The organism is Novibacillus thermophilus (genome assembly GCF_002005165.1).
GTDB classification, from domain to species: domain Bacteria; phylum Bacillota; class Bacilli; order Thermoactinomycetales; family Novibacillaceae; genus Novibacillus; species Novibacillus thermophilus.
Window position 1 is genome coordinate 1,239,432 of the sequence record NZ_CP019699.1, and the last position, 24,624, is coordinate 1,264,055.

General features: G+C 51.6%; 19 protein-coding genes, 1 tRNA gene and 1 pseudogene. 17 read left to right on the forward strand and 4 right to left on the reverse strand.

The features are described from left to right. Positions 1–23: 23 nt before the first annotated feature. The 10 genes from B0W44_RS06175 (at position 24) to B0W44_RS06220 (ending at position 10,202) form a co-directional block, all read left to right on the forward strand. On the forward strand, positions 24–1,175 hold the full coding sequence (locus B0W44_RS06175) for an MGDG synthase family glycosyltransferase (protein WP_077719291.1): 1,152 nt from the start codon (positions 24–26) through the stop codon (positions 1,173–1,175). Between the two features lie 79 nt (positions 1,176–1,254). Further along, positions 1,255–2,304 carry a YkvI family membrane protein gene (locus tag B0W44_RS06180; RefSeq protein WP_077719292.1) on the forward strand — a complete coding sequence of 350 codons (1,050 nt, stop codon included), beginning with the start codon at positions 1,255–1,257 and terminating at the stop codon, positions 2,302–2,304. Positions 2,305–2,450: 146 nt separating this feature from the next. Next, positions 2,451–3,146, forward strand: a complete 696-nt coding sequence (locus B0W44_RS06185; protein ID WP_169835445.1) for a YesL family protein — start codon at positions 2,451–2,453, stop codon at positions 3,144–3,146. Between the two features lie 220 nt (positions 3,147–3,366). After that, the gene (locus tag B0W44_RS06190) at positions 3,367–5,283 is read left to right on the forward strand and encodes a heavy metal translocating P-type ATPase (RefSeq protein WP_228441570.1); all 1,917 of its coding nucleotides are present in this window, start codon (positions 3,367–3,369) and stop codon (positions 5,281–5,283) included. A 172-nt stretch (positions 5,284–5,455) separates the two neighbouring features. Then, positions 5,456–6,058: an SCO family protein gene (locus B0W44_RS06195; protein WP_077719294.1), complete on the forward strand. Its 603-nt coding sequence runs from the start codon at positions 5,456–5,458 to the stop codon at positions 6,056–6,058. Beyond that, the gene (gene ctaG / locus B0W44_RS06200; protein ID WP_077719295.1) at positions 6,058–6,969 is read left to right on the forward strand and encodes a cytochrome c oxidase assembly factor CtaG; all 912 of its coding nucleotides are present in this window, start codon (positions 6,058–6,060) and stop codon (positions 6,967–6,969) included. The genes B0W44_RS06195 and ctaG overlap by 1 nt, the downstream gene beginning before the upstream one ends. Positions 6,970–7,082: 113 nt before the next feature. Then, the gene (locus B0W44_RS06205) at positions 7,083–8,105 is read left to right on the forward strand and encodes a metal ABC transporter substrate-binding protein (RefSeq protein WP_169835446.1); all 1,023 of its coding nucleotides are present in this window, start codon (positions 7,083–7,085) and stop codon (positions 8,103–8,105) included. Continuing rightward, positions 8,086–8,841 (forward strand): metal ABC transporter ATP-binding protein, encoded by a 756-nt coding sequence (locus B0W44_RS06210; protein WP_077721275.1) that lies wholly within the window; start codon positions 8,086–8,088, stop codon positions 8,839–8,841. The genes B0W44_RS06205 and B0W44_RS06210 overlap by 20 nt, the downstream gene beginning before the upstream one ends. A 49-nt stretch (positions 8,842–8,890) precedes the next feature. Further along, positions 8,891–9,772 carry a metal ABC transporter permease gene (locus tag B0W44_RS06215; protein ID WP_077719297.1) on the forward strand — a complete coding sequence of 294 codons (882 nt, stop codon included), beginning with the start codon at positions 8,891–8,893 and terminating at the stop codon, positions 9,770–9,772. A gap of 16 nt (positions 9,773–9,788) precedes the next feature. Then, positions 9,789–10,202, forward strand: coding sequence for a Fur family transcriptional regulator (locus B0W44_RS06220; RefSeq protein WP_077719298.1), 414 nt, complete (start codon positions 9,789–9,791; stop codon positions 10,200–10,202). Positions 10,203–10,355: 153 nt separating this feature from the next. Here B0W44_RS06220 and B0W44_RS06225 read toward each other — a convergent pair. Continuing rightward, positions 10,356–10,431 (reverse strand) — tRNA-Lys (locus B0W44_RS06225). A 576-nt stretch (positions 10,432–11,007) separates the two neighbouring features. Here B0W44_RS06225 and B0W44_RS06230 point away from each other — a divergent pair. Together B0W44_RS06230 and B0W44_RS06235 are read left to right on the forward strand one after the other, a co-directional pair. Further along, positions 11,008–12,771: an ABC transporter ATP-binding protein gene (locus B0W44_RS06230; RefSeq protein WP_077719299.1), complete on the forward strand. Its 1,764-nt coding sequence runs from the start codon at positions 11,008–11,010 to the stop codon at positions 12,769–12,771. Continuing rightward, positions 12,768–14,576, forward strand: coding sequence for an ABC transporter ATP-binding protein (locus tag B0W44_RS06235; protein ID WP_077719300.1), 1,809 nt, complete (start codon positions 12,768–12,770; stop codon positions 14,574–14,576). Before B0W44_RS06230 ends, B0W44_RS06235 begins: the two co-directional genes overlap by 4 nt. A gap of 20 nt (positions 14,577–14,596) precedes the next feature. On the opposite strand, the gene B0W44_RS06240 is transcribed toward B0W44_RS06235, so the two are convergent. Both B0W44_RS06240 and B0W44_RS06245 read right to left on the reverse strand, forming a co-directional pair. After that, positions 14,597–15,382: an EcsC family protein gene (locus B0W44_RS06240; protein WP_169835447.1), complete on the reverse strand. Its 786-nt coding sequence runs from the start codon at positions 15,380–15,382 to the stop codon at positions 14,597–14,599. 110 nt (positions 15,383–15,492) lie between these two features. Further along, positions 15,493–18,297: a UPF0182 family membrane protein gene (locus tag B0W44_RS06245; protein ID WP_077719302.1), complete on the reverse strand. Its 2,805-nt coding sequence runs from the start codon at positions 18,295–18,297 to the stop codon at positions 15,493–15,495. Between the two features lie 175 nt (positions 18,298–18,472). Between B0W44_RS06245 and B0W44_RS06250 the strand changes: the two genes are divergently transcribed. Further along, entirely contained in the window at positions 18,473–18,844 is a 372-nt protein-coding gene (locus B0W44_RS06250) for a DUF488 domain-containing protein (RefSeq protein WP_077719303.1), read from the forward strand. 129 nt (positions 18,845–18,973) lie between these two features. Here B0W44_RS06250 and ftsW read toward each other — a convergent pair whose 3' ends face one another. Continuing rightward, positions 18,974–20,110: a putative lipid II flippase FtsW gene (ftsW, locus tag B0W44_RS06255; RefSeq protein ID WP_077719304.1), complete on the reverse strand. Its 1,137-nt coding sequence runs from the start codon at positions 20,108–20,110 to the stop codon at positions 18,974–18,976. A gap of 98 nt (positions 20,111–20,208) precedes the next feature. Here ftsW and rodA point away from each other — a divergent pair, with 98 nt between their 5' ends. The 4 genes and pseudogenes from rodA to B0W44_RS06275 all read left to right on the forward strand — a co-directional run bounded on the left by rodA (position 20,209) and on the right by B0W44_RS06275 (position 24,624). Next, a complete protein-coding gene (gene rodA, locus B0W44_RS06260) occupies positions 20,209–21,369 on the forward strand; it encodes a rod shape-determining protein RodA (protein ID WP_077719305.1) in 1,161 nt (386 codons plus the stop codon). 118 nt (positions 21,370–21,487) lie between these two features. Continuing rightward, positions 21,488–21,697 (forward strand): DUF1540 domain-containing protein, encoded by a 210-nt coding sequence (locus B0W44_RS06265; protein ID WP_077719306.1) that lies wholly within the window; start codon positions 21,488–21,490, stop codon positions 21,695–21,697. 176 nt (positions 21,698–21,873) lie between these two features. After that, positions 21,874–24,215: pseudogene (locus B0W44_RS06270) on the forward strand (Na+/H+ antiporter subunit A). Further along, positions 24,202–24,624: a Na(+)/H(+) antiporter subunit B gene (locus B0W44_RS06275; RefSeq protein ID WP_077719307.1), complete on the forward strand. Its 423-nt coding sequence runs from the start codon at positions 24,202–24,204 to the stop codon at positions 24,622–24,624. The pseudogene B0W44_RS06270 and the gene B0W44_RS06275 overlap by 14 nt, the downstream one beginning before the upstream one ends.

Sequence of the window (24,624 nt, forward strand, 5' to 3'; positions counted from 1 at the left end):
GGGAGAAGGGGGCCGATCATCGGTTGCGGCAAAAACCGAGCATACTCATTTTGTCTGCCGGTTACGGGGAAGGTCACCGTCAAGCGGCGACGGCGTTGTCCCGCGCATTTCAGGAGCGGTCAGAGCCGATCCGCGTCCATGTCGTCGACTACATGGAGATGGTTCATCCGGTTTTAAACTCCATCACTCGGCATTTGTATCAAAGCTGCGTCAAATACGCTCCGAATGTGTACGGCGCATTTTACAGGCTGACAGATAAAATTCCGCCGACGTCCGTCGTGCAAAAACTTGTACGCCAATTAGGCGCCCGCAAATTGCTCACATATATCCGCTCGACTGGGCCGGATGTAGTCATCAACACGTTTCCCCTTTCTTCAGGGGCGATGGCGTGGTTGAAAGGGCAGGCATTAACCGACGTCATGTCAGCGACAGTGATCACCGATTACACGGTGCACTCCCAGTGGGTACACGACCAGACTGACCGGTACTTTGTCGGGTCCCAGCATGTGAAGGAAACGCTGCTCGAGAAAGGAGTCCCAGCCGGAAAAATTGAAGTGACCGGCATTCCGGTCCGGCCTTGTTTTCACGAGCGGCATGACCGTTCCCACTTAAAGCAGACGTTGGGGCTTGACGAGCGCCCGACACTGTTAGTTATGGGAGGTTGGCACGGAGTTTTTAATGCCTCGACATGTGAGCGACTGGCAGAAGTGGGCACAACGGTACAGCTCCTGTTTGTTTGTGGCGGGGACCGACAACTGTTTCACCGCATATTGCCCTTGCAGATGAAGTATCCCGATCGGGTTCGCGTCTTTGGGTACGTGTCGAACATTCAGGAACTGATGGCCGTTTCAGATTGCATCTTGACCAAAGCAGGAGGGCTGACAACGTCAGAGGCGTTAGCGATGGGAGTGCCGATGTTGTTGTACCGTCCCATCCCCGGTCAGGAGGAGGCCAATGCCCGTTTTTTGATCGAACGAGGCGTTGCGTGTTTGGCCCGCCATCCGCACCAGCTCATCGAACAGTTCACACACTTGTGTCGCAACAGCGAACAACTTGCATTAATGAAGGAGCGGGCCAACAGCGCAAAACCGGGGAATGCCTCTGAAAAAATTGTGGACTGTGTGCTCACACACACTGAAGGGCGGAAGGTTGTATTCGCCGCTGTCAAGTCTTAAGTTGGGTGAAGGAAAATAGGTCTAACCCGTTTTCGCCCCCATAAGATGTCCATAGGGACAAGATCAGGGGGGATTTGTTTTGAGCCACAGTTTGAAAATGACATGTAAAATCGGTTTTACGTACATCGGCACTGTCGTGGGGGCCGGGTTTGCGTCAGGACAAGAAATTTTGCAATTTTTTACGAATAAAGGCCCTTTTGGATTTATCGCCATCCTCTTGGCGTCTTTGGGGTTCGTCTGGCTGGGAAACCGGATGATGTTGCTAGGAGCCAGGTTGAAAGCTGCTTCGTACGAAGAGTTTAACAACTATCTGTTCGGCCCAACAGTCGGGAAGGTCATGAACGGTTTTGTTACGCTCATTTTATTCGGAGTCACGACGGCCATGATTTCGGGAACAGGGGCGTTGGCCGAAGAACAAATCGGCCTGTCCTTTCACGTTGGCGTGTTGTTTACCCTGTGTCTCGCATACTTTGTCATGTTGCGGGGGCTGGACGGGATTCTGTCAGTCAATTCCCTCGTCGTGCCGATGATGTTGTTTTTTTGTGCACTGATTGGTGTCAACGGATTGGCACAGTTAGTGGATGTATCATCAGATCTTGTGGCAGTGGAGACGTCAACGACGCGTTCGTGGGTGATGGCGGCCGTCACGTACGTGTCGTTTAACTTGGCGATGGCTCAAGCGGTGCTCGTTCCGATGGGAGGTGAAATCAGGGACGAGCGATTGATTAAGAACGGAGGACGTCTGGGAGGTATAGGTCTCGGAGCCATGCTCCTGGCGACCAATCTGGCCCTCGCGTTAGAAGGAACGTCCATTTGGCATCTGGAGATTCCGCTGGCGCCGATTATTGCCGACTTGGGAACTATTGTGAAAGTGCTGTTCCTGACAGTGATGTGGGCCGAAATCTTTACGACACTCATTGGCAATGTGTACGGACTGTTAGCGAATTTGGAAACAGTGTTCCCCTTCAGTCAGAAAAAATGGCTCATGCTGCTGTTTGCTGCTAGTTACATGTTGTCCCTCGTCGGCTTTTCCAATCTGGTCGGTTACGCCTATCCGCTGTTCGGTTATTGCGGTATGGTGACAATGGTCTTGCTGGCGTCGCGCAAAATGCCCCCAGCGCGAATCTAGCGGAAACCGCTATGAGCGGTATGGTGACAATGGTCTTGCTGGCGTCGCGCAAAATGCCCCCAGCGCGAATCTAGCGGAAACCGCTATGAGCGGTATGTGTTATAATATTCTACGAACGGATTACGAACGAAGTTTGGGGGATGTCAATGCCTGAGTCTGGCGTATTCGGCTTCATATACCGTGTCACAGATGTCATTTACAAGTTAGCCTGGAGCAATATTCTCTGGTTTTTTACATCGGGGTTTCCCCTCGTTCTGTTCATCTTCGGAGATTGGATTATTCCCCTCGCGTTGTTTCTCCTCATAGGACCTCCCGGGACTGTGGCACTGTTTCACGTGATGTCCGTCTGGCAAAAAGATGGAGATCTTTCCGTTTGGAACACGTACTGGTCCGGATGGAAAAAGAACTGGAAACGCGCATACAAAGTCGTGGACGTATACGTCATAATCGGCGTTATATTAGTTGTCGATTTAGTTGTCGTGGCGAACGCGCCGCAATCCGTTTTAAAGTGGATCGGCTTTTTGCTCTTTCCGACGGCGACTCTGTACATCCTCACCAGTGTCACATTGTTGCCGCTCCTCGTGCGTTACCCGTGGAAACTGTTCGAACTCGTTAAAAATGCGTTCGTCTTGTCGGTCAGCCACCTGTTTTCATCTACAGCGGTGTTGTTGAGTTTGGGTGTTGTCATTGTGACGGCTGTCAGTTTCATGCCTCCCTTGGCTTTCTTCTTCTCCGCCAGTGTCACGGCGTGGGCGTTTACGTGGCAGACGGGCCGTATCCTTGACAAAATCGACCGTTTGCAAAAAGAGCGCAGTGAGTCTTTGGAAAGTAACGCGATGTAAACAATTTTAGACGGTCGCGGCCAATCTCCCCTGACCATGGGGAGACATTTTTTTTGGTTACAACAAAAATGGTCATCTGGACCATTTACTTATAATCGTTATTATATTATAATCATTATAAATAAGACAACCAAGGTTCATGCTGCCGAGGGCGGCATGAACGTCATTTTAGGCGGAGTTATAAGAATGAGTTTCGTTATCACGTGAAAGGGTGAGGGACGTGGAACTATCGACAGCAAAAACCGTCCAGTTTCATAAGCGAACAGGCAGCCGCAAGGAATTCCTCAAACAGAACGGCGAACTGCTCGCTGCTATTTTGAGCGGGGTTCTGATCGTCACCGGATGGATGCTCAGTGTGGGGGACTGGCCACTGGCGTCAGTCGCTTGTTACCTCACGGCTTTTGTCATCGGTGGGTACGCCAAAGGAAAAGAAGGGATAGAAGAGCTCATCCGGGACAAACAGCTGAATGTGGAAATGCTGATGATATTGGCAGCTATCGGTTCCGCCGTGATCGGATACTGGGCGGAAGGGGCCATGCTCATCTTTATTTTTGCGTTGAGCGGTGCGTTGGAGACGTACGCCATGAACAGAAGTCGGCGGGACATCTCCAGCCTGATGGCGCGGCAACCGGATGAAGCGAGGCTGTACGAAAACGGCGTTGAACGAAAAGTGCCAGTGAAAACGTTGCGCAAAGGACAAGTCGTCGTCGTCAAACCGGGTGACCTCATACCGGTTGACGGGACCGTCGTGGAAGGGGTGACGTCCGTCGATCAATCCGCCATAACAGGTGAATCACTCCCGGTCGAGAAAAAAGCAGGGGACGACGTACTGGCCGGTACAGTCAATGTGCAGGGAGGCATTCTCGTTCGAGTTGACAAGTTAAGCGACGAAACGCTGTTTCAAAAAATGGTTCAACTGGTGCAAAAAGCGCAGTCGGAAAAGCCGCCGCAACAACACTTTATTGAAAAGTTTGAAAGAAGGTACGTCGTCGCGGTACTCGTTTCGGTGGCCTGTGTCATGTTGTTCACGCCGTTTCTGTTGAACTGGAGTTGGAATGAGGCAGCCTACAGGGGAATGGTCCTGTTGGTCGTGGCATCCCCTTGCGCCCTCGTCGCTTCAGTGATGCCGGCTCTGCTCTCGGCCATTTCCAACGGAGCGAGGCGCGGGGTGTTGTTTAAAAGTGGCAATCACGTACAAAACTTGCAAGGGGTGCGCGTCATCGCCTTTGATAAAACTGGAACCCTGACAAAAGGTGTTCCGGAGGTAAGGGACATTGTGGCGTTTCACGGTTACGACGAAAAAGAAGTGTTACAAGCCGCGGCCTCCATCGAGCAACTGTCGACTCACCCTCTGGCAGAGGCCATTGTCAAGCGAGCCCGTGAAAAGGACCTTCCCCTTTCCCGGCCGGAAGGGATGGAGTCCGTCACTGGCTTCGGCATCACAGGGAAGTTGAACGGGGCCTTATGGAAAGTGGGAAAAGAACAGTTTGTGGATGCCCCCTTCGTCGAGCGAGCGAAAGAGCGGGTAAACGAATTCGCCAGACAAGGGAAAACCGTCGTTTTCGTCCAGCGGGAACGCGAACTCGTCGGACTGATTAGTCTGGAAGACGTCATGCGGCCCGCTGCGAAACAGGTGATCGAGGAACTAAAGCGACAAGGCATCTACACCGTCATGCTGACAGGGGATTCTGAGGAGACGGGGAGGTCGCTCGCAGCTCAAGCAGGTGTCGACGCCTATTACGCCAACTGTTTGCCAGATGAGAAAGTGAAACGAATTCAAAAACTGCAAGAGCGGTACGGAAAGGTGGTCATGGTAGGTGACGGCGTAAATGACGCCCCCGCCTTAGCGACGGCGTCTGTCGGTGTCGGCATGGGGGAGGGAACGGATGTCGCTTTGGAGACCGCCGACGTCGTCCTCGTCAAAAATGAGTTAAAGCGAATTCCGTACACGGTGCGGTTGGCGAAACGGGTGGACCGTGTGACCAAACAAAACATCGCCTTTTCAACGGCCGTCATCATCGCCTTGATCACAGCGAACTTTTTCCAATCGATCACACTGCCCCTGGGAGTGATCGGGCATGAAGGGAGCACCATTCTCGTCATATTAAACGGATTGCGGCTGTTGGCGGCAAAATAGGTGCCGAAGGGAACGCGTTTCCTTTGAGTCGTAACTTTGATTTTAACCGTGTATAATTGACATAACATACCGTGACGTTTGATTTGTCATCAGTTTGTCACGACTATTGCCCGAGATTGTGCTAGTCTGAAAGTAGTGTGGTTTTTCAACGATGTGATAGGGAGGAACTGGCATGAAACGCTCCGGATGGCGAATGTTTCTCGCGTTTACAGTGACAGTCGTTTTGCTGCTGTCAGCGTGCGGGACCGGAGGGGGCGGGCCTTTAAGTTCGGCTCAAAGCGACACGTTGAATTGGGAAGTTCAAGATTTTACCTTCACGAACCAGGACGGGGAGAGTGTCAGCCTCGAAGATTTAAAAGGGGACGTCTGGCTAGCCAACTTTATCTTTACGAACTGTCGCACCGTTTGTCCTCCGATGACAGCCAATATGGCTCAAATTCAGCAAGCAATGAAAGAAGAGGGGCTCAACATACCGATTGTGTCGTTCAGCGTTGATCCGGAGAACGACAGCCCGGAAGCGTTAAAAGAGTATGGCGGCAACGTGGGCGCCGACTTTACGAACTGGCACTTCCTCACGGGGTATGAGTTTGAAGACATTCAGCAGTTGTCTCAAGAGAGCTTTAAAGCCCTTGTGGAACCTGAACCCGACTCTGACCAAATCATGCACGGAACCTCCTTTTACTTAGTGAATCAATCGGGAAGCGTTGTGCAAAAATATAACGGACTGGAGCCGCCTGTGGAAGAGATTATCGACGATATAAAAGCGTTAAGGTGATGAAGATGTGGGATCTTGTGACAAGCCAGTTCAGTTTTACCGCATTGTGGAGTCCGGTGTTTCTGGCGGGAACGGTTGTGGCCGCTCTCCTCTACTTAGCTGTGGTCGGGCCGCTCAGGTCCCGTTTTACCCATGCGGTACCCGTTCCGTGGTATAAAAAAATGTCGTTCGTTGCCGGTCTGTTTGCGTTTTACTTAGGTTTTGGGGGTCCAGTGTACTTAATTGGACATTTGATGTTCAGCGCCCACATGTTTAAAATGGCTTTTGTCTATTTTATCACTCCACCTTTGCTGATGTTCGGCACGCCAGCTTGGTTGGTGAGACCGTTGTTCCGCTACCGGGCAGTGGAGAAACTGTTTAAAATCGTTATGCATCCTTTTCCTTCGCTGTTTATGTTCAACCTGCTTGTGTCTCTGTACCATATTCCGCAACTGTTTGACCACCTGATGGCCAATTACACGCTGCACATTGGGTACCAAGCGGTCCTTTTCGTCACGGCGCTCTTCATGTGGTGGCAAGTTTTGACCCCGCTTCCGGAATTTGACAGGCTGTCAGACATCAAGAAAATTGCCTACGTGTTCGCCAACAGCGCCTTGCTGCTTCCGGCCTGTGCCCTCATTATTTTTGCAGATCACACGATTTACGCGACGTACACAGACCCGGCTAAATGGGCGACGGCCCTCGGTTACTGTTTACCTGCCGGAACGACGGTTCCGCCGCAGTTGTTTGAAACGTTTAGCTTGCTGTCTCCTATGGAAGACCAACAACTGGGCGGGATTGTCATGAAATTGACGCAGGAGACCGTCTTCATGATCGTATTGGGGCACATTTTTTACCATTGGGTGAAGAAAGAAAAGAAAGTGGTGGACATACAAGATTTTCAGCGTTATCCGCGATTGTCAAACAAGTAATTTGGGCGCCGTTAAAGGCGTCATTTATTTTTGCTGTTAAATCGTAATGATTACTATTTACAAATCGTCGATCCCCTAGTACAATGTTTTTATCATGTATAGATGACAAGGAGATGGCGATTTTGATCAGAGCGAGGAGAGGGTTGTTAATCGGAGGCATCCTGATGATAGTGGCGGTCACTTCTCTCGCAGGGTGCAGTGACGAGGCCGCTGATTCGAACGAAGGGAAGGAAGCCATTGAACTTGAGTTGATTCACGTGTACACGAGTTTTTATCCGCTGTACGACTTTGCAGCCAAAATTGGAGGGGATGCCGTCAAGGTGCGCAGCATCACCCCGCCCGGGGCTGAACCACACGATTATGAGCCGTCTCCGAAGGACATGGTTTCTCTGGCGGACGCTGATCTGTTCGTGTACAATGGATCTGGGTTTGAGCCGTGGGCAGAACAAGCGTTAAAAACATTGGACGGAACGAACACTCGCATCGTTAATGCGACGGAGCACCTCGACACTGCGACGAGCGGGGAAGGTCACGTTAAACACAGCGATGACGAGGGAGAGCACGTTCACTCTCATTCACATGGAGAACAGGATCCTCACGTTTGGCTGGACCCGAATCTGGCGAAGCAGCAAGCACAGATGATTAAAGACGCCCTGGTGGAGATTGACGCTGATCGTGCTGACGTGTATGAAGCAAATTTTGAACAACTGGCTGCACAGTTTGACGAATTAGACCGAACACTCCGAAATGTGACGCGAACTGCTGAAAAGAAAGAATTTGTCGTCTCTCACGCCGCGTTTGGTCACTTGGCCCATCGCTACGGTCTTGAACAGGTGGCAGTGTCCGGTTTGTCGCCTTCTGACGAGCCGAGCAGTAAAGAGCTGCAACAGGTGATTGATTTTGCCAAGGAGCACGATGTACACTACATTATGTTTGACGTATTAGTCAGCCCTAAAGTGGCAAATGCGGTAAAAGAATCCATCGGGGCAGAGGTGTTGCGGCTGCATTCCCTGGAGAACTTGACGGAGGAGGAGTTGGGACGGGGTGAAGACTACTTCTCGATCATGAAACAGAACGTTGCGAATCTCGAGAAGGCCCTCAACCCGTCAAACGATGATGGAGGAACCGATTATTGACGTTCGGGACGTTACATTTGCATACGGCGCTGTAAACGTGTTGGAAAACGTGAGTCTCGCCGTGAATCGGGGTGAATTTTTGGGGCTTGTCGGGCCTAACGGCTCGGGGAAGTCGACGTTGATTAAAGTTATTCTCGGACTGGAACAGCCCCAGAGCGGTGACATTCGCCTGTTCGGAAAACCGTCATCCCAGTTTCGAGCCTGGTCTCGGATCGGGTACGTATCGCAAAAAGCGAATCGCTTTAACACAAGTTTTCCAGCGACCGTGTTCGAGGTCGTCTCCACCGGACTTTACGGTAAATTGGGCCTGTTCAAGCGTCTGTCCCGCCAGGACCGGCGTGTCGTTTACGACATGATGGACCGGGTTGGGCTGTCGACATATCACAAGCACTTGATGGGGGAACTGTCGGGAGGACAGCAACAGCGGGTTTTTATTGCCCGGGCGCTCGTCAGTCAGCCGGACTTGCTGATCCTGGATGAACCGACAGTTGGCATCGATGCCGAATCAGTCGATCGCTTTTACCGCTTACTAGAAGATTTGAGGAACGAGTACGACTTGACAATCTTGTTAGTCAGTCACGACATTGGAGTGATGACCGCTAAAGTGAGCAGCGTGGCGTGTCTCAATAAACAGGTGCACTACCATGGAGATCCGGAAGCGTTCAACGCGCGTCAAGACGAAATACTGTCCAGGACTTACGGGCACGACGTCCGTATGCTGGAACACAGTCACTAACGCAATAAAAGACTGAATCAGTGTGAAGTGCTAAAGGGCGGAGGAGATCATGCTAGATGTGTTGTTGGAGTACGAATTTTTAAGAAATGCGTTTTGGGCGGGAATGATTATCGGAATCGTCAGCCCGGTTGTCGGCGTTTTTCTCGTTGTGCGACGTCTGTCCCTCATGGCCGACGCGCTGTCGCACATTGCCCTGTCGGGTGTCGCGGCTGGAATGTTATTGCGTGAAGTGTCTCCTGCCTTCGCTTTTTTTAACCCCGTTTATGCCGGCATGGCCTTTTCCGTCGCAGGCTCCCTATTTGTGGAACAACTGCGCAAGCTGTACAGGTCGTATGAGGAACTGGCTATCCCGATCACGTTGTCGACTGGCGTGGCTCTCGGGGTTGTGCTCATCAGCATTGCCGACGGGTTTAACAGTGACTTGTTTGGCTACTTGTTCGGCAGCGTGTTGTCTGTGACGCCGTCTGATTTAATGGCAATCGGCGGGATCGGCCTTGTCGTGCTCCTCGCAGTCTTCGTCTTTTATAAAGAGCTGTTCTATTTGTCATACGACGAAGAGAACGCTGTCCTTTCCGGTTTGCCGCGAAAGGCGTTGAACGTGTTGTACATGGTGCTAGTCGCCCTCGTCATTGCGGCTGCGATGCGAATAGTCGGCATTTTGCTCGTGTCGGCGATGATGACGTTGCCTGTCGCCGCAAGTTTGCAAGTGGCCCGGAGTTTTAAACAGACGTTTTTGTACGCCGTCGGTTTTGCCGAAACATCTGTTTTGGGAGGGCTGACACTGTCGTACTATTTAGACTGGGCTTCCGGCGGCACCATCGTCCTGCTGTCTGTCACAATTCTCGCCATCACACTCACGTTTAAACGGCTCAAACGCCGGCTCGTATCGAGACGCGTTCTGTCCTCTGGTCAGGAGGCGGGACACTGTTGAGTGGGAGGTTATCGGAATGAACGTTTCAGAAGCATTGGCCATTCTAAAAGAGAAGGGGTTCAAATATACCGACAAACGAGAGCTGTTGTTGAACATCCTTGCGCAAGAGGGGCGCTACTTAAGTGCTAAGGCCGTGTTGGAGCAAATGAAGGCCTCTTTTCCGCAGCTCAGTGTCGATACAGTTTACCGCAATTTGACTTTGCTCCACGAACTGGACATTTTGGAAGCAACCGAATTGAACGGCGAGCGCCTTTACCGCATGGTGTGCGCAGGCGACGACCATCACCATCACCTTATATGCACCGAGTGCGGCAAAACGAAAAAAATCGACATCTGCCCCATGCACGCGATGTTCGGAAGACCGGAAGGTTTCCAAATTACTGGTCACAAATTCGAAATTTACGGCGTGTGTGACGGGTGTGCCCCTTAAACCCTCGTAAAGGGTTTCAGGAGGGTGAAATAATTCGAGAAATAACGGGTTTGACCACAAAATGACCACATACGTCTTTTTTACCCACTGTAGGGGGCTTTACGTTGCTCGAAGACGTGCAACCCTCCGCCAACAGGCGGAGGGTTGCTTTTGTGGTGGGGCATGCAGGGCTCGAACCTGCGACCTTCTGATTAAGAGTCAGCTGCTCTTCCAACTGAGCTAATGCCCCTTACTTTTTTGTACGGTGTCATTTTACTACATATCCCTCGGTGAAACAAGGGGATTTAATACGTCAATTACTTGTGGGAGGGTTTACTAAAAGGCTGAAAATTCCCCCTTTGGTGTTTTTTCCGTGACCACACGTACTGGTAGTTTTAATCCACGGCACCGTTTAAAACGGACAAGCGTTCCTTTATCCCGTAATGGCTGAACAGGGCATGAGGCGTTAGACTTTAACTTTTGATGAGAGACCGTTGCGTACTAAACTCCTTGAGAGAGGAAGGGAAGCGATGAAAAAGGACAAAATCACTGGCGCGTTAACAAGACTTTTTCACTGACGTTTGCAGGGAATTCGATTCATTACTGGGCGGACAAGGTCGTTTTTTCGAGCTACTTGGATGAAAACGATTGATAGGGGCGATTAGTTCATCTTTTTCATAGAAACGATTAATAAATGCCAGTATTTACAGCAAAATTGTTCTTTGCTTAAGCTGTTGCAAAGGTGTAAACTGCTACAGAAGTCTCCGAAAATTTTCAATAAAAAAGAGAAATATGCGTTTACAAAGGGTGGAGAGGAGTATCAGCCGTGGATGTTTTTAGGCGCCTCAAGCCATTTTATTGGCCTCACAAAAGGTGGGGAATGCTTTCTGTCTTCCTGCTCATCGGTGTGACGGCTTTAAGCCTCGTGCAGCCGATGTTGTTACAGTTTCTCATTGACGACATCGTCATTGCGGGCCGTTATGAGTGGATTCCCCACGTGTCAATCGGTATTTTGTGCATAGCGGGTGTGCGCTCGATTTGCCGCTATTACCACCAGTACACGGGGCATTTGTTCGGTATTGCCAGTGTTTACGATCTCCGGACCGCCCTGTACGACAAATTGCAAGGATTGTCTTTTTCTTATTACGACAACGCCAAGACCGGAGATCTCATGGCCCGTTTGACAGGAGATGTGGAAGCGTTTCGCATGTTTTTGTCCTTTGGAATCGCCCAGCTGCTCAACATCGTGCTCATGGTCGTCTTGGGAATGGTGGTGTTGGGGACGATTAACGTCGAACTGACGCTGATCACCCTTGCGGTGACGATGCCCTTGCTCGCTTTTGTCAGCATTCGATTTGACAGCGCGGCGCACCCGGCTTTTTCAAACATACGCAAGGCGATTGCTCGCATGTCCACTCGAGTACAGGAAAACATTACCGGCGTTCGGACGGTGAAGTCGTTTTCAAGGGAAGCCCACGAAATCGACAAGTTCGCTACTTCAAATGACGACTATATGGACACGCACTTGCGTGCGGCACGGCTGTGGTCGAAATATTTTCCTCTAATGGAGACGCTGGGAAACCTCAGTTTGGTCATCATGCTGGGCTACGGCGGGTTTCTCGTGATTCAAGGAAAATTGACTCCGGGGGGATTGGCCGCGTTCTTTACACTCACTTCGTTTATTGTGGGACCTCTGCAGGCGCTAGGATTTCAAATCAACAATTTGACGCAGGCAAAAGCGGCAGGGGAGCGGTTGATGGAAATATTGGATACACCCCAGCACGTTCGAGAGAAGCCGAATGCCAAGGATCTTACGGACGTGAAAGGACGAGTCCAGTTCGAGGGTGTAACGTTTCATTACCGGGGAAACGTCCCGGCTCTCTACAACGTTCACTTCGAGGCAAAGCCGGGTTCCGTCATCGCCTTGCTGGGGGCGACGGGATCTGGCAAATCGACCGTCGTCCAGCTGATCATGCGCAGTTACGATGTGACAAAAGGCAAAGTGACGGTTGACGGCAACGACGTGCGGGACCTCACGTTGAAGAGCTTGCGCAGGCACATCGGGATCGTCTTTCAGGATACTTTTCTTTTTTCTGCAAGCATACGCGACAACATCGCTTACGGAAATCACGAGGCGCCGATGGAACACGTCGTGCGGGCAGCGAAAATCGCCCAGGCACACGATTTTATTATGGAAATGCCTGAGCAGTACGATACCGTCGTCGGAGAACGGGGACTCGGTTTGTCCGGCGGACAAAAACAGCGGATTGCCATTGCGCGCGCCATTTTGACGGACCCGCGCATTTTGATACTTGACGATGCGACGAGCGCCGTAGACATGGAAACGGAAATTTCGATTCGAGAAGCGCTCCGTTCCGCGATGAAAGGCAGGACGACGTTCATGATCGCACACCGCATTTCTACGCTGAAAAGTGCTGATGAAATTCTCGTCATGGATCAGGGACGGATTGTTCAGCGGGGCCGCCATGAAGACTTGTTGCAACAGCGGGGTCCCTACCGGCGGATATTCGATGTACAATTTTCGGATCAGCGGGAAGTGTTGCAGGAAATGGAGAGGATGCGGGCATGAAGAACGTCCGGAAGGAACGGTTTGTTTACCGGGACGACCGAAAAATGGAGAAGCCGTTCGACTGGCAACAGTTTCGCCGGTTGCTTGGCTATTTAAAACCGTACCGGCGCCACTTGCCCCTCGTTGTCCTGACGATGCTCATCGTGACCGGGACGAGGTTGGCTGTTCCGTATCTCATCAGTGTCGCCATTGACCATGCCATTTTGGACGACCAAAACATCCCGTTGCTCGTCACGATGGTTGTTACGATTTTCGTCCTTTACCTGGCCAGTTGGGGAGCGAACGCCGTCAGGATTCAATGGACGAACTGGATCGGACAGAACGTCATATACGATTTGCGCCACGCGCTGTTTCAAAACATTCAGCGCCTGTCGTTCCGCTTTTTTGACCAGCGTCCGGCAGGCTCCATTCTCGTGCGCGTCACAAACGACGTGAACTCCTTGCAAGAGTTGTTTACGAACGGCATTATCAACTTGTTGACAGACGTTTTGCTACTCGTCGGCATTTCGGTCGTCATGCTCTCGTGGCACGCTAAACTCGCGCTAGCCGTCATGATCACTGTACCGATCATGTTTTTTCTCTCGACGAAACTGCGCATTAAAATTCGACGCGCCTGGCAGCATGTGCGGCTGATGCAGTCGAGAATTAACGCCCATTTGAATGAGTGCATTCAGGGGATGCGCGTGACGCAAGCTTTTACTCAGGAAGAACCGAACATGCGCTACTTTGAGCGCATGAACCAAGATAACAGCGAGGCCCATCGCGAGGCCGCAAGGCGCAACGACAAATTCGGGCCCCTCGTCGATTTTACGGCAGCCATTGGGACGTGTGTCTTGTTTTGGTACGGTTCGCATTTGCTCTTGACAGCGCCGGAAACGATGTCGATCGGTGTGCTCCTCGCCTTCTCCATGTACCTGGGCCATTTTTGGGAGCCGATATCTCGGCTGGGGCAAGTGTACAGTCAATTGCTCGTGGCGATGGCCTCGTCGGAGCGCATCTTTGAATTTCTCGACGAAAAGCCGCTAGTGGCGGAGCGTAAAGGGGCGGTTACGATGCCGCCGATTAAAGGCCGCGTCGAGTTTCAAAACGTGTCTTTTGCTTATGAGCAAGGGCGACCGGCGCTCAGGGACGTTCAGTTGACGGTTTCACCTGGTGAGACGGTGGCTCTCGTCGGACATACGGGTTCGGGGAAGAGCACGATTGTCAATTTGCTCAGCCGCTTTTACGATCCGGTGCGAGGAAATGTTCTCGTTGACGGCATCGACCTTCGCCACGTGACCATTGACAGTTACCGCTCACAGATCGGCATCGTGCTTCAGGACACGTTCATTTTTTCTGGGACGATTCGCGACAACATCCGTTTCGGGAACTTGGCGGCGACAGACGAGGAAGTGGAAGAGGCGGCCAAAGCCGTACAGGCCCATGACTTCATCTCCAGGCTTCCACAAGGGTACGAAACGGAAGTGGAGGAGCGGGGAGGTGTGTTGTCGATGGGGGAGAAACAACTGATTTCCTTCTCTCGGGCAATTTTGGCCGATCCACGCATCTTGATTCTCGACGAGGCGACGGCTTCCATTGATACGGAGACGGAAGTGCGCATTCAGAAGGCATTGCAGACGTTGTTGCAAGGGAGGACTTCGTTTGTCATTGCCCACCGTCTCTCTACGATACGAAACGCGGATCAAATCGTCGTGTTAGACCACGGCCGTATCGTCGAAGTCGGGACACACGAGTCGTTGATGGAACAAAAAGGGGTTTATTTCCGTCTGGTCAAAGCCCAGTTTGACCAGTTCGCCGCAAGTTAGGTTTCGTTCGCTAGGGACCGTTATTCGATGTGCCCTTGTCGGCGGTAAGAAGGCATATCAAGCCCGTATTTTTTCTGCAAATAGCGCAAACGAAAGGCGTTCTGGGCTGTTTTCCCCAAGTCGTCCATGAGGGAATGGTTCGCCCACGCCCCGATGACGGCCCCGATCCCGGGCAAAATCTGCAACAGTTTGCGAAATTCGATGTACTGCTTGTAGTCCATGTAGAAATCGCGCCACGCAATAGATTCGGCTATCATTTGTCTGGTGTCTAACGCTGTTTTTTCCCACTGCTTCACCTGTTCAAAGTTCACTTGTCTGCGCTCCGGACTGGAGAAGGCGAGCTGAAACACGTGTAACAGAAAGACCCGTTCGGATTTGTCGCGGATGTCAAACCCGTAGAGTAAAGCGACTTCTTGTAAAAACTTCAGTTTGATCGAAATGAGGGCGGGGAAATCGACAGCGGCCAAAATGAGCCCACCTGCGCCCGTTCCGGCTCCTTCGGCGGCGGCCCATTTTTTGTATGTGTCCAACAGGGGAGGAAGGTGTCGGTCTGCTTCCTCCAGCAGAGGTGGAAACGGCGTCAGACGCTTGTTGTCGACGGGGATTAAGCTCAGGCCGCCTAACAGTGAGCTGACGCCAATGCGCACGCCTTGCGCCATGGCGTCGTGCACTTTGAGCGGAATGAGGCCGTCCAGTTTTCGCTGCCAACGCAAGGACCATGTCCTGAGCAAACCGGGGCGGTGCCATTTCATGTCGGACTGCCAGCGTTCCAGTGTGAGGCGCACCCGTCTCTCGTAAGGGTCCATCGGTAGCAAAACCTCCATATCTCAAAAGTACGCTCTACTAAGTATACGTGCTGCTCCTTCATCCGTTGCATCGAGAAGCAGCACCCGACTCGAGTGCTGCTTCTAATCCCTTAGTCGTTTTCGTCCGTTTGCGCTTCTGACGATGCTTCAGACTGGTCACCCGATTGCCCGTCAGCCTCTTGCTGTCGCTGCCAGTTGTGGAGCAGTTGTTCCAACTGTTTGAGGGCGCGTCCCGCTTCTTCGTAGTTGCCGTCTTGGTTCGCCTGGCGGTACGCGTCGAACTGTTCCTGTATGTCCGTGATCAACTCATAGGGGGTGACGGCGTCAGACGATGCCCCTTCTCGTTGCTGGCTTTCCTCCGCTTCCTGGGGTGACACCCCTTCATCGATTAAATCCATTAACCGCCCGATCGCTTGGTCCAACGTCGGTTCCATGACAATGTAGTCCTGGTAGGCGACGATCACCTGTTTGACTTCGGGCAAGGACGTCTCGTTATTCGATTCGATGTACAGCGGTTCGACGTACAGGACAGTGTCTTCAATCGGGACGACGAGCAAGTTTCCACGAATCACACGGGAACCGCCTTGTGACCATAAGTTGAGTTGCTGTGAAATGGCGGCGTTTTGGTTGATGCGGTTTTCAATTTGTTGCGGTCCGTAGATGTTGCTCTGCTTCGTGAACTCGTAGACGAAGATCTCTCCGTAGTGCTCCCCGTCGTTGCGGACGGCCATCCACGAAATCATGTTTTGCTTCGTGTTCGGCGTAAAGGGTAGCATCAAAATGAATTCTTCCCGCTCCGCATCGTCCAGCTTCATCGTCACGTAGTACGGCTCCATCACCGTGTCTTCGTCAAAGTACTTTTCGGTCGGGATTTGCCACATGTCTTCCCGGTTGTAAAACAGTTCGAGATTGGTCATGTGGTAGATGCGGTACATGTTGGCCTGAATTTTAAACAAGTCGATCGGATAGCGGAAGTGGGCGCGAATGTCTTCCGGAATGTCCGTTTCAAACAGTTCAGGAAAAATGTTTTGGTACGTTTTGGCCAACGGTTCGTTCGGATCTAGTAAGTAAAATCTCACTTCCCCTGTGTATGCGTCAACGGCAATTTTGATCGGATTTTGGACGTAATTCAGCGAACTGTTGCCCGTGTCCGAGTAAGGGTAGCGGTTGGTCATGGTGAACGCGTCCAACAGCCAGACGATGCTCCCGTCTTCGCGTACGACGGGATAGGGGTCGTCATCCAGATCGAGAAACGGGGCGATGCGTTCGACCCGCTCCACAATGTTGCGCGTCTGCAGCAACTGGCTCTCTTCTGTTATTTGGTCGGACACGAGGTAACGGAACGACAGTTCATCCAAGGCAAACAGCAAACGGTTAAACCCCGTCATCGGAATTCCAGATTGAGCTTCGTAACGGTGTGTTTTGTTTTCGTCGTTGTCCGGGTAGTCGAATTCGTCCACTTTCGTGCCGACGATGACAGAATTGTAATCATTCTCGCCGAAGTATATTTGCGGTTTTTCAACGGCGATCGGACCTTTTGGGGGCAAGTCTTTGACCAAATACTCCGGCTGCCCTTCAGGCGTAATTTCGTTCACATTGCTGATAGAAACCCCGTAACCGTGGGTGTAGCGCAAGTTTTTGTTGACCCACGTTTGGGCTTGATCCGGCAAGCGCTGTTGGGTCAGCTCGCGGGCCGAAATGAAAACTTGCTGGTATTTTCCGTCTATTTCGTAGCGGTCGACGTCCACGTCGTTAAAAAAGTAGTACGGGCGGAATGTCTGCAGTTGATTGTAGACGTTGTTGAGCGGACGGGCGTCGTTAATGCGAATGTTGTCGACCGTCAGTTGGTTTCGGTCCAGCATGTCCTGAGAGAGCGTGTCGTTAATTTCTTTATCCTCCACGCGCACCTCGTCCAGTTGGTAAGCTTTGCGCGTGTAGTCCAAGTTGTGTTGCAAGAAAGGCTGCTCTCTGGCAAATTCGTTGGGAGAGACGATAAAGTTTTGGACAATGAGGGAAGCGGCGCCTCCGACTAGCTGCGTGCCGAGAAAGAGCCCCAAGCCGATGGCGAGGAAGCGAAACTTGCGGCGCACGATGGCCAGTGCGAACAAAACGGTGGCGATGATGGTCACGCCGGCCATGATGTAGTCGAACGGGATGTTAATCACATGGTCGGTGTAACTGATCCCGAAAACGGAAGATTCTTGAAAGAGATTGACTTTGTTCGTCAGAGCTTTTTCATACGGCGATAGTAGAAAGTGGGTGGCGATCAAGAGACCGAGGAGAACGACACTGACGAGAAAGTGTCGTTGCGCCCGGCTTGAATATTTAATTAATCCGCGCAGCGAGTATAGTACGAGCTTGACCACGATGGCTGCCCCGACGAGAAGCATGAACACGGACAAGGCGAAATTCCACAGCGGTAACGTGTACACGAAGAAGGAGACATCACGGCCGAAATAAGGGTCCGTCACCCCGAACGGCGTTTGGTTTAAATAGGTGAGGAGCGGTTCCCAGCCCAGCCCCTGTACGAGGACACTGCCGAATATACCGCCGAACGCGGAAACGAGGGCGTTCACCCACAGAAAGGTTTTCCGGTTCTGAACGAAGGAAACAAATCGCTCGTTGGGGAATTCCCGTAAGTAGGTTGAGCGAACATTGAGAAACAACACAAAGGCACTGACAAAGAACAGGACGAACCCGATCAAACCCAACGACACCTTCGCCGTAAAAATCGTGATGAAGATTGAACGGAAGCCGAGGGTGTCCATCCAAATGTAATCGGCGAGCCATTTGACGGCGAGGTTGAAAGCGACAATGAACAGAATAATGGCGATGAGCCACTTGCTAAACTTTTTCAAGCCTTTTGGCGGTTTTGGGTCTTTTGGATGTTCGTTGTGAATGACGGTGAATTCCACTGAATCCTCTCCCCAAACAAAAAGTATATTTCAATTATAAATACGCAGGTCGGCTGTCGCGGTTTCAGTCAACAGTTACGATTATAAAGGAACTGGTCTGAAGTGCCAAGGGAAAAGGGGCCGTCCGGATTCAGGTGTAGGGAAGTGAGAGACTTATGAGCCTAAGGAGGTGGTGATGTTGGGCGTTCAAATTGCGCTTAAGCGCGTGTATGAAGAGGTCACCGACGATGACGGGGTCCGTGTACTCGTGGACAGGTTGTGGCCGAGGGGGATCTCGAAAGGTGACCGGCGCATCGACGAGTGGTTTAAAGAAGTGGCCCCTTCCCACGAATTGCGTCGGTGGTTTCACAAACACGGCGACTTCGAGACTTTTGCCAAACGGTACAGACGGGAATTGGTCGAGGGGAACGAAGCGTCCGCCGCTTTAAAAAACTTGTGCCACCTGGCGAGAAGTGCGGAAAAGCTGACACTCGTCTTCGCCAGTAAGGATGAAACCCATAACAACGCCGTCGTCCTTCAGCGGGTGTTGCAAGACATTTTAGAATAGACCCTGATAGCGCGTCGTGACCCGAACATACCGGGTAAAAATTTATCAGCGTGCGTGCGGAAAAGGGATGTCTGCAGACAATTTCCCGAAAAAGTGACCGTCTGAGGCAGCCTTTGAGGCGGATTCCGTCTAGTTCGTCATAACCGCCTCGCGGGTCGCATCGCCTTTTTTGCGCTGTTTCCGCGGCATTTTGTAGCGGGAAATGTTGAGTAAAATGCCGCTAATCGCCATACACATGAGGAGAGAGGTTCCGCCGTAACTGATGAACGGGAGCGGCACACCCGTCACTGGAATGAGGGCTGTTGCCACTGCGATGTTGAGAAATGCCTGGATGCCGATCAAAGTGACCAGTCCGATGGCGAGCAAAAACCCGAACTGGTTGGGGGAGCGGAGGGCGATCACAATGCCGCGCCATATAAACAACAAGTAGAGAAAAATGAGTCCGCTACTGCCGATAAACCCGAGTTCCTCTGCTATAATCGAAAAGATGAAATCCGTGTGGGCTTCAGGCAAGTACAGCATCTTCTGAATGCTGTTACCCAGTCCGACACCGGACCACCCTCCCGGTGCGATGGCGTAGAGCGACTGCACCGTTTGAAAACCGCTGCCCATCTTGTCAGCGAACGGATCTAAATACGTCTCCAGACGCGTCAGGCGGTACCCCCTTAACAGTAAAAAGCCGATTAAAACCGGGACGGACAGTACTGCCAGCAGGAACAAATGGCGCAGGCGCGCTTTTGAACAGAAGACGACAGCCATGCACGAGACGAATAACATGAACGCCGAGCTGAAGTGCGGTTCCAGCACAATGAGTAAAAACAGTCCGCCAATAATGGTGAGGGGAGGAAACAGGCCGCGCCAAAAGGAATCGAGGCGGTCCTGTTTTTTGGAAAATATGTATGCAGCATAGACAACGGCCGTTATTTTTGCCAATTCTGACGGTTGAAATTGAAAACCGGGAAGAATAATCCAGCGGTGGGCTCCGCCGCGCTCCTCCATGAAGAAAACGGCGATTAAAAGGACGACTGTGACGACCAGCATCGGCGCCATCAGTTTGCGGTACAGCGTAAACTTTACATTCATGGCGAAAAAGAGTGCAAACAGCCCTAATACGGCCGCAAGCAGCTGGCGTTTAAAGTAAAAGTAGCTGTCGTCAGTTTCGGTCATGGCGATGTAATAGCTGGAGCTGAACACCATGACGAGCCCAAACCCCACTAACAAAAAAACGGTGAACAAAAGCAAAAAATCCGGTTTTCCGCGTGTCATGTGTCATCCCCTCAAAACGTCCGACTTTGGACATTTTAACACAGGCAATTATATGATAGCATGATAAAGCAGACGAATCACGTGAAAGGCGATGCCCGATGAACCGTAAGCGCGAACTGAAAATGCTCCGCTACTTAGACGTGCCCATATTGCTGATCATTGTCGCATTAAGCGTGATCAGTTATACGGCGATATCGAGTGCCAAATTTTACGATCCGAGTTTTGCCGAAAAACAGTTAATGTGGTATGCAATTGGATTTGTCGCCATTTTGTTGTCGCTGTTAATCGATTACCGTCACATCGGTCAGTACGCGTACTGGTTGTACGGTTTGGGGATTGTCCTCCTACTCCTTTTGTACGTGCCGGGAATCGGAATGGACCCCACCGATACGAAAGGGGCGCGTTCCTGGATGAATCTCGGAGTTACGCAGTTTCAGCCGTCTGAATTGATGAAAGTTTTTATCATTTTGGCACTGGCTAAAGTGTTGGCCGATACGAAGGAAGTCAGGATTAAGAGCGGGAAGGCCATTTTGAAAACGGCCCTCATTTTTGCAATCCCGTTCGCTCTCATTGTCAGTCAACCCGATTTAGGGACGGCTCTCATTTTTCTCGGCATCATCGCCAGTATGTTGTTAGTGGCGGGGTTGGACTGGCGCATTATTCTCGTCCTTGTGCTCATAGCGGCGCTGGCCGTGGCAAGCGTGTTCTGGTTGTACTTTTACCACAAGCCCATTTTGGAAAAAGTGTTGGAGCCCCACCAAATTCACCGCATCGGTTCCTTTCTAGACCCGACCTCCGATGTGGACGGAAACGGCTGGCAAATTGTGCAGGGAATGATTGCCATCGGCTCCGGTCAGTTACTCGGTAAAGGGTATCAAAACGGGACACAAACGCAAGGGATGTGGATACCAGAAGCCCACAATGACTTCATATTTCCAGTTATTGCCGAAGAATTCGGCTTCGTCGGAGCGAGTGTCCTTTTGTGCCTCTTTATTTACCTCGTTTACCGCATGGTGCACATTGCGCTGGCTGCCCAAGATTTCTTCGGCACGTACCTTGTAGCTGGCGTTATCGGCATGCTTGTGTTCCAAATTTACCAAAATGTCGGAATGACCGTTGGTTTGATGCCGGTCACGGGCATCAATCTGCCGTTTATCAGTTACGGGGGAAGTTCCCTCGTCTCGACCATGCTGGCGGTTGGACTCGTGTTGAATGTTGGGATGCGACGAAAAAAAATTATGTTTTACAGTGAAGATTAACCGTATGAATTCTCCCTTTCATGTAAACAATAATAAATGTAAGCCCTTAGCATGACATAACTTTTTCCACTTATACATCAAGGCGTTCCGCTTACCCTAAAGGCAGGAGGTGATCTCTTTGCCTGAGGTCTACTGCAGTGTCGCCAACTGTTTCTTTTGGGCAGAAGGAAACAAGTGTGACGCTGACGCCATCATGGTGGAAGTGAATGAGCATGCCGATCATCGCTTTAATGAAGAGGTCGGCGGAGAGATGGTCCACACGTCTCACCAGGATTACGCAAAACATTCCAGAGATACGTGTTGCCACACGTTTAAGCCAAGACAGTAACGATCTGCAAATTACCCCCGATGCGGGGGTAATTTGCCATTTCAAGCCGACTGTTAAGAGTAATGCCGCCACATTCGTCTCACAAGTTGAAGTTCCTTAAAACGGCATTCGATGACGGTTGTGTCATCTGGCACGTTTGATTGAGCGGAACGACGTTGTTGCAAGGAGGTTCTGCCGTGCCCGGTTTAGCACTGGCCACTCTCTCACCTTTTGCGATCGCTGTCACGACGCCCTGGGTGAACCGGCGATTTCGCTTTGTACATACCGGATGGTTCTTGCTTATCCTTCCGGCAGTGCTCTTTGGCTATTTTGCCTGTTTTCTGCCGCAAGTATGGCGTTTTGAAACGGTCACGCAACAAGTGAGTTGGATGCCGTCTCTCGGAATCAATTGGACGCTGTACTTGGACGGCTTGTCACTCCTCTTTGCTCTGCTCATTACCGGTATTGGGTTTCTCGTCGTCCTCTATTCCGTTTATTACTTGGCAAAGGACGAACCGCTGCATTACTTTTACGTCTATTTGCTCATCTTTATGGGCTCGATGTTGGGGGTCGTCCTCTCCGACAACTTGCTCGTGATGTACGTGTTTTGGGAATTGACGAGCATCTCCTCCTTCCTCCTCATCGGTTACTGGTACCACCGTAAACAGTCCCAGTACGGTGCCCAAAAATCGATGCTGATCACCATCGCCGGCGGTTTTGCCATGCTGGCGGGCATTGTCCTCACCCATTCGGTGACGGGAACCTTCAGCGTGAGAGAAACGCTCCAACAGGCTGATGCCGTGCTCAGTTCTCCGTATTATGGGGCCATCTTGTCGTTGTTTTTGATTGGCGCATTTTCGAAGTCGGCTCAATTTCCCTTCTACATTTGGCTTCCCGATGCGATGGAAGCCCCGACACCCGTCAGTGCGTACTTGCATTCGGCCACCATGGTTAAAGCCGGCGTTTATCTCATGGCCCGCTTGACGCCCGTATTGGGAGACACAAAACAGTGGTTCTGGTCCGTGACAGGCGTCGGTCTGTTCACCATGTTCTGGGCGGCGTTTATGGCAATTCGCCAGACAGATTTGAAAAGAATATTGGCTTTTTCCACTGTCAGCCAACTCGGGTTGATGATCGCCCTTCTCGGGTACGGGACAGAACTAGCCATTTTGGCGGCGGTATTCCACCTGTTGAACCATGCCACGTTTAAGGGGAGCTTGTTTATGGTCGCCGGTATTGTGGACCACGAAACGGGGACGCGGGACATCCGTCGTCTGGGGGATTGTACGCGCTGATGCCGGTGACGGCAGCTCTTGCGTTTATCGGTACTTTTGCCATGGCTGGCGTACCGCCGACAAACGGTTTCCTCAGTAAAGAAATGTTTTTCCAGGCGTCCGTCAACATGACGGAAGAGGTGTCGTGGCAACTGGTCTTTCCCATTGTCGCGTTTTTGGGCAGCATTTTCACCTTTATTTACTCCATGATGTTGTCGTTTCACGTGTTTACCGGGCAAGCCCAGTTGGAGAAACTGGAAAAGAAGCCGCACGAAGCGCCCTTAGGGATGTTGATACCCCCCGTCACGTTGGCCGTCATGATCGTCGCCGTCGGGTTGTGTCCCGGCTTGGTGGCTAACAGTATTCTGGCACCCGTCGTGGAGGCGATTGTCCCCGGGTCGGAACCCGTTGTACACATCAGCCATTGGCACGGATTGAACTGGCCGCTGTTTATGACGATCGGAGTGTTGGGGATCGGGTTTGTCATGTTTCGCTCTCTCTCCCGTTGGCAGGCGGTCTACAGAGCCTTTCCACCAATATTGTCCCTTAACAGTTTTTACGACAGTTGGCTTGACGGGTCGGAAAGGGTGCCCCGACAGGTGATGAACTGGCACATGACAGGTTCCTTGCGCGATTACCTCGTGTACATGTTGACGTTTATAGTGCTTTTCGTCGGATACGTTTTCTTTGAGCAAAACGCCTTTTCCCTCATTCCGGAAAAGGCATCGCCCGTCAGCACGTACGAACTGTTATTGGCGTTGACGATGATAGCCGCTGCCCTTTACATTGCCGTGAGCGGCCACCGGATCAGGGCCATTCTCGCCCTTGGAGCCGTCGGTTTTATCGTCGCTCTGTTCTTCGTCAATTTCCGAGCGCCGGATTTAGCCCTCACCCAGCTTGTCATTGAAACGGTGACGACGGTGCTGTTTTTGCTCTGTTTTTATCACTTGCCCCGATTGAAGCGCGAACGAAAGAAACGGCGTACCGCCGTCAGTCATCTGATCGTGTCCGTTGCGGTGGGTATTCTGGTGACGGCGTTGGCGTTGTCGTCTTTCAGCTCGAAACTGTTCGAGCCTATTTCAAGCTACTACGTGCAAAACTCTTATGAAGAGGCAGGCGGTTACAACGTGGTGAACGTCATTCTCGTGGATTTCCGGGGGACGGATACGATGCTGGAAATTTTAGTGCTCGGCATTGCCGGACTCGCTGTGTACGGGCTGGTAAAACTGCGTTTAACGGGGGGCGATGTCAATGAAAACAAATGACCTCATCTTACAGACGGTTACGAAGGTCGTCTTGTTTATCATTCTCGTCTTTGCCGTCTTTATCTTAAATGCCGGTCACCATTCCCCAGGGGGCGGCTTTGTCGGGGGATTGTTGACGACCTCTGCTTTCGTGCTCCTGTCCCTCGCTTTCGGGATGGAAACGGTCCAAAAGGCCGTTCCCGTCAATTTCCGTCATGTGATGGCCCTCGGCCTGTCGATCGCCTTTCTGTGCGGCATCGGTGCAACGGTACTTCAATACCCGTTTTTAACCCATGCTTTCGGGTATGTTCACCTGCCGCTTTTGGGCGAGACCGAACTCACGACGGCGCTCATTTTTGACATCGGCGTGTACTTGACTGTGACAGGTGCCACGATGACGGCGATACTCACAATTGGGGAGGACCGGTAA